General features: G+C 74.1%; 11 protein-coding genes and 1 pseudogene. 6 read left to right on the forward strand and 6 right to left on the reverse strand.

The window, feature by feature from the left end:
* Positions 1 to 56 precede the first annotated feature (56 nt).
* Positions 57 to 1,028 carry an ATP-binding cassette domain-containing protein gene (locus tag XF36_RS22470; RefSeq protein WP_060713501.1) on the forward strand — a complete coding sequence of 324 codons (972 nt, stop codon included), beginning with the start codon at positions 57 to 59 and terminating at the stop codon, positions 1,026 to 1,028.
* On the forward strand, positions 1,025 to 1,843 hold the full coding sequence (locus tag XF36_RS22475; protein ID WP_414706205.1) for an ABC transporter permease: 819 nt from the start codon (positions 1,025 to 1,027) through the stop codon (positions 1,841 to 1,843). The genes XF36_RS22470 and XF36_RS22475 overlap by 4 nt, the downstream gene beginning before the upstream one ends.
* Before the next feature lie 205 nt (positions 1,844 to 2,048).
* Here XF36_RS22475 and XF36_RS22480 read toward each other — a convergent pair whose 3' ends face one another.
* The 3 genes from XF36_RS22480 to XF36_RS22490 all read right to left on the reverse strand — a co-directional run bounded on the left by XF36_RS22480 (position 2,049) and on the right by XF36_RS22490 (position 4,771).
* Entirely contained in the window at positions 2,049 to 3,077 is a 1,029-nt protein-coding gene (locus XF36_RS22480) for an MmpS family transport accessory protein (protein ID WP_060713502.1), read from the reverse strand.
* Between the two features lie 105 nt (positions 3,078 to 3,182).
* Positions 3,183 to 4,013, reverse strand: a complete 831-nt coding sequence (locus tag XF36_RS22485) for a DUF72 domain-containing protein (protein ID WP_060713503.1) — start codon at positions 4,011 to 4,013, stop codon at positions 3,183 to 3,185.
* On the reverse strand, positions 4,010 to 4,771 hold the full coding sequence (locus XF36_RS22490; protein ID WP_060713504.1) for an alpha/beta fold hydrolase: 762 nt from the start codon (positions 4,769 to 4,771) through the stop codon (positions 4,010 to 4,012). Before XF36_RS22490 ends, XF36_RS22485 begins: the two co-directional genes overlap by 4 nt.
* 88 nt (positions 4,772 to 4,859) lie before the next feature.
* Here XF36_RS22490 and XF36_RS22495 point away from each other — a divergent pair, with 88 nt between their 5' ends.
* On the forward strand, positions 4,860 to 5,690 hold the full coding sequence (locus XF36_RS22495; protein ID WP_060713505.1) for a serine hydrolase domain-containing protein: 831 nt from the start codon (positions 4,860 to 4,862) through the stop codon (positions 5,688 to 5,690).
* 7 nt (positions 5,691 to 5,697) lie between these two features.
* On the opposite strand, the gene XF36_RS22500 is transcribed toward XF36_RS22495, so the two are convergent.
* From XF36_RS22500 to XF36_RS35005, 3 genes and pseudogenes are all read right to left on the reverse strand, one after another.
* Positions 5,698 to 5,946, reverse strand: coding sequence for a hypothetical protein (locus XF36_RS22500; protein ID WP_064485484.1), 249 nt, complete (start codon positions 5,944 to 5,946; stop codon positions 5,698 to 5,700).
* Positions 5,943 to 6,167 (reverse strand): non-oxidative hydroxyarylic acid decarboxylases subunit D, encoded by a 225-nt coding sequence (locus tag XF36_RS22505; RefSeq protein WP_064485485.1) that lies wholly within the window; start codon positions 6,165 to 6,167, stop codon positions 5,943 to 5,945. Before XF36_RS22505 ends, XF36_RS22500 begins: the two co-directional genes overlap by 4 nt.
* Positions 6,168 to 6,303: 136 nt before the next feature.
* Positions 6,304 to 7,182 (reverse strand): annotated as a pseudogene (locus tag XF36_RS35005) (UbiX family flavin prenyltransferase).
* 59 nt (positions 7,183 to 7,241) lie between these two features.
* Here XF36_RS35005 and XF36_RS22515 point away from each other — a divergent pair.
* The 3 genes from XF36_RS22515 (at position 7,242) to hrpA (ending at position 12,542) form a co-directional block, all read left to right on the forward strand.
* The gene (locus tag XF36_RS22515; protein WP_060713507.1) at positions 7,242 to 7,661 is read left to right on the forward strand and encodes a MarR family winged helix-turn-helix transcriptional regulator; all 420 of its coding nucleotides are present in this window, start codon (positions 7,242 to 7,244) and stop codon (positions 7,659 to 7,661) included.
* Between the two features lie 24 nt (positions 7,662 to 7,685).
* Positions 7,686 to 7,883 carry a hypothetical protein gene (locus XF36_RS22520; protein WP_145981467.1) on the forward strand — a complete coding sequence of 66 codons (198 nt, stop codon included), beginning with the start codon at positions 7,686 to 7,688 and terminating at the stop codon, positions 7,881 to 7,883.
* A 249-nt stretch (positions 7,884 to 8,132) separates the two neighbouring features.
* Entirely contained in the window at positions 8,133 to 12,542 is a 4,410-nt protein-coding gene (gene hrpA, locus XF36_RS22525) for an ATP-dependent RNA helicase HrpA (RefSeq protein WP_082375591.1), read from the forward strand.
* Positions 12,543 to 12,566: the final 24 nt, after the last annotated feature.

The raw sequence follows: 12,566 nt of genomic DNA on the forward strand, positions 1-12,566 counted from the left end.
TGTCGGGGTCGTGGTGCACAGTGGCGTCCACTCACGTCGTTCGAGGGGACTTCACGATGCCGGACGCGATCCGCGCCACGGGACTGGTCAAGACCTATGGGTCGTTGCGGGCACTCGACGGGGTGGACCTGTCGGTACCGGAGGGGACCGTGCTCGGCCTGCTGGGCCCGAACGGCGCCGGGAAGACCACGGTCGTCCGGGTGCTGACCACACTGCTGACACCGGACGCGGGCACGGCCACCGTCGCCGGCGTCGACGTTCTGGCCGACCCCGCCGCGGTGCGCAGCCGGATCGGCCTGTCCGGGCAGTACGCCGCGGTCGACGAGTACCTGACCGGTTTCGAGAACCTGGAGATGGTCGGGCGGCTCTACCACCTGGGGCGCCGCCGGGCCCGGGACCGTGCCCGTGAGCTGCTGGCGGACTTCGGCCTGACCGACGCCGCGGACCGGCCTGCCCGCACCTACTCCGGCGGGATGCGCCGCCGGCTGGACCTGGCCGGGGCGCTCGTCGCCGACCCGCCGGTGCTGCTGCTCGACGAGCCGACCACCGGGCTGGACCCGCGCAGCCGCAACGACCTGTGGGACGTGATCCGCGGGCTCGTCGCACGCGGGACGACGCTGCTGCTCACCACCCAGTACCTGGAGGAGGCCGATGCGCTGGCCGACGAGATCGTGGTCATCGACCACGGCCGGGTCATCGCCCGCGGCACCGCGGACCAGCTGAAGTCCCACGTCGGCGGGGAGCGGCTCGAGGTGACCGTCAGCGCGGCCGCGGACCTCGACGCGACCGCCGCGCACCTGGCTCCGCTCGGCGTCGGCGAGGCGGTGCTCGACCGGCACCGCCGTTCGCTGACCATGCCGGTCAGCGGCGGGGTCGACGTGCTGCGCGCAGCGCTGGACCGGCTCGCCGACTCCGGCACCAAGGTCGACGACGCGGGGCTGCGCCGCCCGACGCTCGACGACGTCTTCCTCACCCTGACCGGGCGCCCCGCCGACGAGGCGGACCAGGCCGAGGAGCCGACCCCGTGAACGCCGCCGCCACCATGCTCGCCGACGCCTCCGTCGTCGCGAAGCGAAACCTGATCAAGATCAAGCGGGTCCCGGACCTGCTGGTCTTCACGACCCTGTCCCCGATCATGTTCGTGCTGCTGTTCGCCTACGTCTTCGGCGGCGCGATCGACCCGACCGGCGGCGGGGCCGGGTACCGGGAGTTCCTGATGGCCGGGATCTTCGCCCAGACCGTCATCTTCGGGGCCACGAACACCGGCGCCGGGCTCGCCGAGGACGTCAAGAAGGGCATCATCGAGCGGTTCAGGTCGCTGCCGATGTCGTCGTCGGCGGTGCTGACCGGCCGGACCCTCTCCGACGTGGTGAACAACCTGATCGTGCTGGTGGTGATGTCGCTGACCGGGCTGCTGGTCGGGTGGCGGATCCACACCTCGGTCGGGGAGGCGCTCGCCGGGTTCGCCGTGCTGATCGTGTTCGCCTACGCCTTCTCCTGGGTGATGGCGTTCGTCGGGCTGCTCGTGCCGAGCCCGGAGGTGGTGAACAACGCGTCGTTCGTCGTGATCTTCCCGCTGACGTTCCTCGCGAACACCTTCGTGCCGCTGAACTCGCTGCCCGGCCCGCTGCGGGTGTTCGCCGAGTGGAACCCGGTCTCCGCGGTGACCGCGGCCGCACGGTCCCTGTTCGGCAACGACGGCGCGATCCCGGCGTCCGCGTCCGTCTCGGACCCCTGGCCGCTGCAGCACCCGGTGCTCTACGTGCTGATCTGGTCGGTCGCGATCGTCGCGGTGTTCGCGCCGCTGGCGAGCCGGCAGTACCGGCGGGCCGCGAGCCGCTGACGGCACCGCCGCCGACAGCACTGCCGCCGGCCCCGGCGTGCCGGGCCTGGCGGAAGGGACGGCGGCCCGAGCCCGGACGGGAGGAGGCCCTCCCCGGGCGTCCCCGGGGAGGGCCTCGTCGTCCGTCGGGACGCTCGTCGTGTGTGACCACTCCAGCGACTGCGGGAGCACGTCGCTGGGGAGCGTCCCGGCGTACGTGTGGGGGTCAGCTGCCGTTGCAGCTCACGACCGCGTAGGGACCTGAGCTGGTCGAGGAGGTGATCTCCTCGCCATTGCGCAGGATGCGGCAGGAGATCTCGCCGCTCCCGCCGGACCCGGACTGGGCCGTCAACGACAGCGGCTGGAAGGTGAGGACACCCGCGTCGAAGGTGACGTCCTTGGTCCAGGGCAGCGAGGTCCCGTTGACCTGCTCCATGCCCATCGTGTCGTCCTTGACGTAGGTGATGTTCCCGGCGGTGCCGGAACCGCTGACCTCGTAGGTGATCACGTCACCACCGGTGGTCGCGGGCGTCGACGCGGCGGCATCGGACTCCGGTGCGGACACGGCCGCGGCCGCGGCCGCGGTCGGCACGGTCGTCGGCAGGCCGGACACCGCGGCGGCGAACACCGAGGCGTAGAGGACACAGATGACCAGCCCGATCGCCGAGAGCACCGTGCCCGCGATCGCGACCCCACGGTTGTCCGCCCGGCCCCGGCTCGCCCGGACGACACCGAGCACGCCGAACAGCAGACCCAGCAGCACCAGCGGCCAGGCGATCACCCCGATGAACGGGATGAAGGAGAACAGCAGGCCGAGGATCCCGAGCACCAGCGCGGTGACGCCGAAGCCGTTGCGCGGCGCGACGGCCGGGGCGGCGACGGCCGGGGCCGCGGTGCGCTGCTGCGGGACGGCGGCGCGCTGGGCCGCGCTCTCCCAGGGCCGGGCGCCGGCGGGCGCCTGCTGCTGCGGCATCCCGCCCGGGTTGGTGCGGCCGAAGGGCGGCCCGCCGAAGGGGACGTCGAGGTTGCCGTCGTAGTAGGGGTTCGGGTACCCGCCGGAGTGCTGCGGCCGGGGCTGGTGGTGCGGCGCCCGGCCCTGCGGCGCGGCGCCGCGCGGGTCCTGCGCGTACTGCTGCCGGTGGTGGCCGGGGCCCTGGGGGCCCGGGTACTGCTGCGGGACACGGTGCGGGCCGGATTGCTGCTGCGGCGGGCCGGAGAGGTCCGGGGCACCGTGGCGGTTCTGCGGAGTGGTCACGTCACGGCTGTCGCGGCGACGGGGGCCCGCGTATCAGGTGGTCCGCTCCTATCAACAAATCTGAGGACAGGGCCGTTCGGCCGTGCGGGTACAGGACCGAACAGGTCAGCCGAGCCGGTCGAGCAGGGCCCGGGCGTCGGTCGGTGCGTGGACCTTCGCGTCGTTGTCGAAGTAGCAGACGACGTCGTGCCCGGCGTCGCGCCAGGCCCGGATGCGGGCGGCCCAGCCGTCGAGCGCCGCGGCGGTGTAGCCACCGGCGTAGAGCTCGCCCTGGCCGTGCAGCCGCAGGTAGACGAGATCGGCGGTGACCTCGTCGAACACCGGCCAGGTGCCCGCCGAGTCCGACTGCACCAGGGCGACGCCGTGCTCGCGCAGCAACGCGGTGAACGCCGGGTCCCGGAACGACGGGTGCCGCGGCTCGACCGCGTGCCGCAGCGGGCGGTCGGCGTCGGTCTCGACGAGCGCCCGGCCGTCGAGCCGCTCGTCGTGTCCGGTCGCGGCCCGGGCGGCGGCCGTGGTGGTCGACGGCAGCAGCTCCAGGAAGCGGGCCACCCGGTCGGCGTCGAAGCGCATCCGGGGCGGCAGCTGCCACAACACCGGGCCCAGTGCGGGCCCCAGTCCGAGCAACCCGGAGGCGAGGAAGTTCACGACCGGCACCGCGACGTCGCGCAGCTGCTTCAGGTGCGTCACGAAGCGCGGGCCCTTCACCGCGAACACGAACCCGGCCGGGACCTGCTCGGCCCACGCGCGGTAGTTCTCCGGGCGTTGCAGCGAGTAGAACGACCCGTTGATCTCGATCGAGGTGACCTGCCGGGACAGGTACTCCAGCTCCCGGCGCTGCACCAGTCCCGGCGGGTAGAACGTGCCGCGCCACGGCGGGTAGCGCCACCCCGATGTCCCGACCAGCACGGTGCCGGCCCGGGGCGTCCCGCTCACGTGCCACCGACCAGCCCGCGCAGCGCGGCGGCGGCCGCGACCGGGTGGGTCACCGGGCCGTTGTGCCCCCCGGGCAGCTCGACCAGGCCCCGCCCGATCCCGGCGGCCAGGGCCTCGGCGCACCGGTGCTCCCAACGCCCGCGCGACTCGTAGCCGCCGGTGGGGACCACCCGCACCCCGCTGACGGTCACGTCGGCCGGGTCGATCCGGGCGGCCCGCACGGCCGGGACGTCGTGGCGCAGGAAGCGGCGCAGTGCGGGCTGCGGGTCCCCCGACGGCGGCTCGGGCCGGTACCCGGACTCGACCGGGTCGTCGCCGGAGGTCAGCTCCGCCATCGTCCGGATCGCGGCCCCGATGTCGTCGCGGGCGACGAGGTCCTCGACCCGGTCCAGGGCGGCCTCGACGGCCGCGTCGCGGACCAGGCCGGGCAGCGGTGGCTCGTGCGCGACGAGCGTCGTGACCAGGCCCGGGTGCCGGACGGCGAGCAGCAGCCCGATCACCGCGCCGATGCTCACCCCCACGACGGCCGCGGGCCCGGTGCCCGCCAGCAGCCCGGCCGCGTCGTCGGCGTGCGCGGTCAGCGGGACCGGGCCGTCGTCGGCCGGGCTGCGCCCGATCCCGCGACGGTCGTAGGTGAGCACCCGGTGGGTCACGGCCAGCTCGTCGACGAGCATCCGCGCCGCACCCGCCTTGGACGCGCCGCCCTGGATCAGCAGCAGCGGCGGCCCCGACCCGGTCACCTCGTGGTGCAGGGGCACGACGTCCTCCCGGGCCGGTCTCGGGGCGACCGGACGGCCGCCCGTTTGCCAGGATGGACGTCATGCGTACCCGACCGCACCTCGAGTCGTGACCGAGCTCGCCCCGGCGGTGCGCCGGGTCCTGGACTGGCCGGTCGACCACGTGGGCGCCGCCGTCGTCGCCGCGGACGGCACGGTGCTCGCCACCGCGGGCGACGTCGACCGCGAGTTCGCGCTGGCGTCGGTGACCAAGCTGCTCTCGGCCTACGCGGCGCTCGTCGCGGTCGAGGAGGGCGCCGTCGACTGGGACGACGCGGCCGGTCCGGAGGGCGCGACGGTGCGGCACCTGATCGCGCACACCTCGGGCCTGGCGTTCGACACCGACGAGGTCAAGGCCGCGCCCGGGGAGAAGCGGATCTACTCCAACACCGGTTTCGCCGTGCTCGGCGACGCCATCGCGGCCGCGACCGGCATCGGGTTCGCCGAGTACCTGCACGAGGCCGTCTGCACCCCGCTCGGGATGGGGCACACCCGGCTGGAGGGGGCCGCCGGCTCCGGCGCCGTCTCGACCGTCGAGGACCTGACCCGCTTCGCCGCCGAGCTGCAGGCCCCGCGGCTGCTGGACCCGCGGACCGTCGCCGAGGCGACCACGGTCGCCTACCCCGGTCTCGACGGGCTGCTGCCGGGCTACGGCCGCCAGCGACCGAACGACTGGGGCCTGGGCCTGGAGATCCGCGACGGCAAGTCCCCGCACTGGACCGGGGAGCACTCGTCGCCGCGGACGTTCGGGCACTTCGGGCAGTCCGGCACGTTCCTGTGGGTCGACCCGGACGCGGGCGCCGCGGCCGTCGTCCTGACCGACCGCGACTTCGGGCCGTGGGCGATCGAGGCGTGGACGCCGTGGACGGACGGGGTGCTCGCGGCGCTCGCGGCCGGCTGACGATCGGTCAGGGGTCGACCCGATCGGAGCCCCGGGAGTGCGGCGGCCGGGCCAGCAGCTCGCCGGGCGGCTCGGGCAGCGTCGTCCCGGCCGGCACCCCGACCGCGATCACGACGACCCGCCCGCCGTCGGCGACGAACAGCTCGTGGCGCTCGGCACCGGCCAGCGCGACGGCGGCCCGCTCGCGCACGTGGTCGAGGAGCTCGTCACGGCGGCCGTCCGCGGCGCGGGCCTCCCACATCAGGGTCGGGGTCACGTCCGGCGCGCCGGCACGGTCGGCACGTCGACCGCGACGGCCACGTCGTCGGCGGTGACCCGGAACCGGTCCGGATAGTGCGCGGCAGCGCGGACCGCAGGCGGCTCGGTGTCGCGCCGGACGAAGCCGCACAGCCCGCGGCGGTGCACGGTCCACACCCCGGGGACCGGGGAGGTCGCGAGCACGGCGGCGCCGTCGGTAGAGCAGCGAGGGCAGGTCATCAGCGGTTCTCCTTCCGGTCGCCGGCGACGAGCCGGCCCAGACGCTCGACCCAGGCCGCGGTGTCGTCGGGCGGCACGACGCGCTGGGAGTAGTGCCCGCGGTCGTCCGGGGCGGTCGGCGTGGTGGCGTCGATGATCAGCTTGTGGGTGATGCCGCCGGGTCGGATCCCGGGTCCAGCGGCAGCACCGGCATGTCGGGCAGGGTCACCAGGTCGTGCGCGGGGTGCATCTTGGTCGACAGCGCCCACATGACCTGGGGCAGGTCGAACGGGTCCACGGTGTCGTCGACTCAGATCACGACCTTGCAGTAGCCGAGGCCGTGCGGGGTGGTCATGGTCCGCATCCCGACGGCCTTGGCGAAGCCCCCGTAGCGGTTGCGGACCGAGACGATCGCGAGCAGCCCGTGGGTGTACATCGCGTTGACCGCGCGCACCTCGGGGAACTCGGCCTGCAGCTGCTTGAGCACCGGGACGCAGGTGTTGGGCCCGATGAGGTAGTCGCACTCGGTCCACGGCATGCCGATGTAGAGGTGCTCGAAGTAGGGCGTGGTCCGGTGGGACACCCGGTCGATGCGGATCTGCGGCATGCGCCGGCCACCGGAGCAGTGCCCGGTGAACTCGCCGAACGGGCCCTCGAAGTGCCGCTCGCGCCCGAGGACGACGCCTTCCAGCAGGATCTCGCAGCCCCACGGGACGTCGGCGGCGCGGGCGACGAGCCCGTCGGCGATCCCGTGCCGGATCTGCGCGAGCGTCTTCATCGAACAGGGGACGACGACCATCCCGTCGGTCCGGAACGAGCCGGACGAGATCGACGCCGCCTGGTCCCCGAACGGATGCGCGGTCCCGGCCAGCGCCTCGACCTCGGGCACCGTCCAGCCGGTCTCCTCGACGATCGTCGCCCGCGCCCACCGGGAGAGCACGAGATGCGTGTCGACCTCGGCCTCGCGCAGCGCCTCCAGCAGACGGATCCCGAGGATCGCGCCGTTCGCGCCGGTGATCCCCACGACGAGTCGCACCTGGCCATCCGCCAAATAGTTCGTACACTAACTATTTGAGTACTAACTATACTCGTCGCATGATCGAGCGCATCCCGGCTGCCGACGAGGCGGTCGTCCACCTGCTCCGCCGGGTCCTGCAGTCCCACACCGCGGCCTGGCAGCAACGCGTCCCGCAGCTGACCAAGCCGCAGTACGCGATGCTCGACGCGCTGCGCCGCCGGCCCGGGATCGACCAGGTCACGCTCGGGTCGCTCGCGGCGACCGACAAGGGCACCACCACCGAGCTGCTGCGCCGGATGGAGCGCAACGGCTGGCTGACCCGCCCCCGGTCCGAGACCGACCAGCGACGTCGGCTGGTCCACCTCACCGACGAGGGCGAACGCCTGGCCGCCGGGGCCGCGACCGAGGCCCGCGCACTGAGCCTTTTTCAACCTGCCGTTCCGGCAGCTCAGGGGCCTGGTTGTGTGGGTGCAGACGCCGAGCTGGCGAGCCGGTGACCTGTGCAGCTGTGGTCAGAGCAGTTGCGCTGCAACCTTCGCGATCTCCTGACGCAGAAGCTCGCTGGTCAGGTTGAAAAAGGCTCACTGGCCGCCGAGTTCCTCGCCCCGATTGACGGGGCCGACCGGACCCGGCTGCGCGACCTGCTGGCCCGGCTCGCCGCGGCGGAGCCCGACGGGGACGGGGAGTCGTCCGGGATTCCTCGCCCGGGGCGGGAATGAACCGCGACCCCCGCCCGTTGCAACGATTGTCCGAGCCGGGCGAACCGAGTCCCCGGGCCGCAACAGATAACCGCCGCCGTGGAGTTCCGTTCGGCTGGAGCCACGATGCGCCACTCGCCGCGAGGCGACCGGCGTCCGGTTCGGACCCCATACCTCCCCTTCTCGAAATCCATTCGACGACGCCTGCGAGGCCGGTCACCATGGTCGGCGCACGCCCGGTCCCGGGCGAGCAGGCAGACTGAACGAACGATGTCCAGCGAACCCGTCCCGTCTCCGACCTCCGCACAGCCGTCGTCGCACGACCGACCGCGCCGACCCCGCCGCCGACCCGGCGCCCGGGGCGAGCACCAGCCGCGCGGCGGGAACTCCGGCACCCCGCAGGACACACCTCCACACGAGACCACCTCATCGGACCTCGCCGCAGCGCAGGCCGCCCCCGGGACGGAGGGCGCCGCGCGCGGCGTCCCGGCCCGCGATCAGCAGCGCCGCCGTGCATCGACGCAGCGCCGCCGCGGGCCTCGGGGTCGGCGCGCTGCCGTCACGGCGCCCGGCCCCGACCAGCCCGGCCGTCGCGGCCCCGACCGCGACGGCCCGGACCCCTCGGGCCCCACCCCGGCCGCAGAGACCGACGCCGGCCGGCCGCGCCGCCGCACCGGCGGGGGCAGCGACGCCGAGCCGCCGCTCCCTCCGCTCGACGACGCCGAGCTCACCGCCCTGCGCGAGCGCCTCGACTCCCTCGGCCCGGCCGAGGCCGAGCGCCTGCGCGGCCGGCTGGACCGGGCCCGCGACGGGCGCGCCCAGCAGCGGGTCGCCGACGCCGTCGCGAAGGCCGAGCACCGCGTCGCACGCCGGCGCGCCGCGCTGCCGCGGATCTCCTACCCCGCGACGCTGCCGGTCTCCGCGCGCCGCGAGGAGATCGCCGACGCGATCCGCGACAACCAGGTCGTGATCGTCGCCGGGGAGACCGGCTCCGGGAAGACGACGCAGCTGCCGAAGATCTGCCTCGAGCTGGGCCGCGGTGTGCACGGGATGATCGGGCACACCCAGCCGCGGCGGCTCGCCGCGCGCACCGTCGCCACCCGGATCGCCGAGGAGCTGGGCGTCGAGCTCGGCGGGGCGGTCGGCTGGAAGGTCCGGTTCACCGACGCCGTCGGCGACTCGACCATGGTCAAGCTGATGACCGACGGCATCCTGCTGGCCGAGCTGGCCGGGGACAAGGACCTGCTGGCCTACGACACGCTGATCATCGACGAGGCGCACGAGCGCAGCCTCAACATCGACTTCATCCTCGGGTACCTGACCCGGCTGCTCCCCCGCCGTCCCGACCTCAAGGTCGTCATCACCTCCGCGACGATCGACCCGGAGCGCTTCGCCCGGCACTTCGGCGCGGCCTCGGAGAGCGGCGAGCCGACGCCCGCGCCGATCGTCGAGGTCTCCGGGCGCACGTTCCCGGTGGAGGTGCGGTACCGGCCCGTCGTCGACCCCGACGACCCGGACGCCGACCCCGACCGGCAGCTGGACGACGCGATCGGCGACGCCGTCGTCGAGCTGCAGCGCGAGGGCCCCGGCGACGTGCTGGTGTTCCTGCCCGGTGAGCGCGAGATCCGGGAGGCCACCGAGGCACTGGAGCGGCGCAACCTGCGGAACACCGAGATCCTGCCGCTCTACGCCCGCCTGTCGACGGCCGAGCAGCAGCGCGTGTGGGCGCCGCACGCCGGCAACCGGGTCGTGCTGGCCACCAACGTCGCCGAGACCTCGCTGACCGTCCCCGGCGTCCGCTACGTCGTCGACACCGGGACCGCGCGCATCTCGCGCTACTCGCGCCGCCTCAAGGTGCAGCGGCTGCCGATCGAGAAGATCTCCCAGGCCTCGGCGAACCAACGCTCCGGTCGCTGCGGCCGCACCTCGGACGGCATCGCGATCCGGCTGTACGCCGAGGACGACTTCGACGCCCGCCCCGAGTTCACCGACCCGGAGATCCTGCGGACCAACCTGGCGTCGGTCGTGCTGCAGATGATCGCCCTGGACCTGGGCGAGATCTCGGAGTTCCCGTTCGTCGAGCCGCCGGACCGGCGCGCCGTCGCCGACGGTCTGGACCTGTTGCACGAGCTCGGCGCGCTGCGTCCGGACCGGCGCTCGCTGACCGCCGTCGGGCAGTCGCTGGCGCGGCTGCCGGTGGACCCCCGGCTGGGCCGGATGCTCGTCGAGGCGCACCGCAACGGCTGCCTGCGCGAGGTCCTGGTGATCGCGGCCGCGCTGAGCGTGCAGGACCCGCGCGAGCGGCCGACCGAGCAGCGCCAGGCCGCCGACGAGCGGCACCGCCGCTTCGCCGAGGACGGCTCGGACTTCCTCGCGTTCCTGCGGCTGTGGGACCACCTGCAGCAGCGCCGCGACGAGCTGTCGGGCAGCCGGTTCCGGCGCGAGCTGCGCGAGGACTTCCTGCACTACCTGCGCGTGCGCGAGTGGTGGGACCTGTACGGCCAGCTCCGGCAGGCCGCCCGCAGCTCCGGCATGGAGGTCAACGACCACGACCCCGAGTGGCCGCGGCACGCCGACCGGATCCACCAGTCCGTCCTCGCCGGTCTGCTGTCGCAGGTCGGCATGCAGGACCCGCTCGCCGAGAAGGGCACGGGGAAGGGCAGGGAAAAGGGCACTGCCGCCAAGAAGGAGCACAGGGGCCCCAAGGACTACCTGGGTGCCCGCGGCGCGAAGTTCGCGATCTGGCCCGGCTCGGGTCTGGCGCGCAAGCCTCCGCGCTGGGTGATGGCCGCCGAACTCGTCGAGACGACGAGATTGTGGGCGCGGACCGTCGCACCGGTGCAGCCGGACTGGATCGAGCCGCTCGCCGAACATCTTGTCAAGAAGACCTATTCGGAACCGCGCTGGTCACGCAAGCGCGGGAGCGCCGTCGCGACCGAGCGGGTCACCCTGCACGGGCTGCCGCTGGTCGCCGACCGCACCGTCGCCTACGGCCGGATCGACGCCGAGGTGAGCCGCGACCTGTTCCTGCGCCACGCTCTCGTCGAGGGCGACTGGGACACCCGGCACCCGTTCTTCCACGCCAACCGGGAGCTGCTCGACAGCGTCGAGGAGCTCGAGCACCGGGCCCGGCGGCGCGACCTCGTCGTCGACGAGGACACCCTGTTCGCCTTCTACGACGAGCGGGTCCCCGCCGACGTCGTCTCCGGGGCGCACTTCGACCGCTGGTGGAAGCGGGAGTCGAAGCGGTCCCCGGACCGGCTGACCTACACCGAGGAGATGCTCGCGACCGAGGCCGCGAAGCAGGTCGACCGCAACCACTACCCCGACCACGTCGAGGCGGGCGGGCTGACGCTGCCGCTGTCCTACGCGTTCGAGCCGGGCCACCACTCCGACGGCGTGACCGTCGACGTGCCGGTGGCGGCGCTGAACCAGGTCGACCCGACGCCGTTCACCTGGCAGGTGCCGGGGCTGCGCGAGGAGCTCGTCACCGCGTTGATCCGGACGTTGCCGCGGAACCTGCGCCGCAACTTCTCCCCGGCCCCCGACCACGCGAAGGCGGTGCTGGCCCGGCTCCGCGGCGAGACCGGCCGACGCCCGCTGCTGGACGTCCTGGAGGACGAGCTCGGCCGGATGCGCGACGTGCACATCCGGCGCGAGGACTGGGAGCTGGAGCGGCTGCCCGAGCACCTCACGGTGACGTTCCGGGTGCTCGACGAGTCCGGTGCCGAGCTGGCCCGCGACACCGACCTGGACCGGCTGCGCCGCGCCCTCGCCCCGAAGGTGCGGGAGGAGCTGGCCGCCGCGGGCAGCGACGTCGAGGCGACCGGGCTGACGTCGTGGACGATCGGCGAGCTCCCCCGCGAGCTGCCGATCCGGCGCGGCGCGCACACGGTCACCGGCTACCCGGGCCTGCGCGACCGCGGCACTAGCGCCGACGTCCGGGTGTACGCGACGGCGTCCGAGCGCGACCCCGCCCACCACCGCGGCGCCCGGCGGCTCCTGCTCCTGAACACCACCCACCCGGGCAAGCAGGTGCAGCGGGGCCTGGACAACCGGGCACGGCTGGCCCTGTCGCGCAACCCGCACGGCTCGCTCGACGCCCTGCTCGACGACTGCGCCACCGCCGCCGCCGACCACCTGATGGTCCGTGGCGGCGGCGACCCGTTCGACGAGGCGCAGTACGCGCGGCTCGCGGAGCTGCTGCGGATGCGGCTGCCGTCGACGACGCTGCAGGTCCTCGACGCCGTCCGCGGCGTGCTGGAGGTGTGGCACCGGGTGGGTGCGGCGCTGGCGGACCTGCGCGGCCCGGCCACCCGCGACGGCGTCGCCGACGTGACGGCGGTCGTGGGCAGGCTGACCGCGCCGGGCTTCGTCACCACCGCCGGGGCGACCCGGCTCGGCGACGTGAAGCGCTACCTGCAGGGCTGCGAGCTGCGGCTGGAGAAGCTGCGCGCCGACCCCGCCCGCGACGCCGGGTGGACCGCCGAGATCGCCCCGGTCGAGGCCGAGTACCGCGGGCTGCTCGCCGCGCTGCCCGAGGGCACCGAGCCGTCGCCGGCGCTGCGGGAGATCGGCTGGATGGTCGAGGAGCTGCGCATCTCGCTCTACGCCCACCCGATGAAGACCCGGCACCCGGTGTCGGTGCGGCGGATCGAGCGGGCGATCGACGAGCTGTGACTGTCGGGGGTCGCGGGCACACTG

Source organism: Pseudonocardia sp. HH130629-09, assembly GCF_001294645.1.
In the GTDB taxonomy this organism is placed as follows: Bacteria; Actinomycetota; Actinomycetes; order Mycobacteriales; family Pseudonocardiaceae; genus Pseudonocardia.

Bases quoted from the DNA above. Each gene is read 5' to 3' on its own strand.
- XF36_RS22515 (WP_060713507.1), top strand. From the start codon at position 7,242: ATGATCGAGCGCATCCCGGCTGCCGACGAGGCGGTCGTCCACCTGCTC.
- hrpA (WP_082375591.1), top strand. From the start codon at position 8,133: ATGTCCAGCGAACCCGTCCCGTCTCCGACCTCCGCACAGCCGTCGTCG.
- XF36_RS22470 (WP_060713501.1), top strand. From the start codon at position 57: ATGCCGGACGCGATCCGCGCCACGGGACTGGTCAAGACCTATGGGTCG.
- XF36_RS22505 (WP_064485485.1), bottom strand. From the start codon at position 6,167: ATGACCTGCCCTCGCTGCTCTACCGACGGCGCCGCCGTGCTCGCGACC.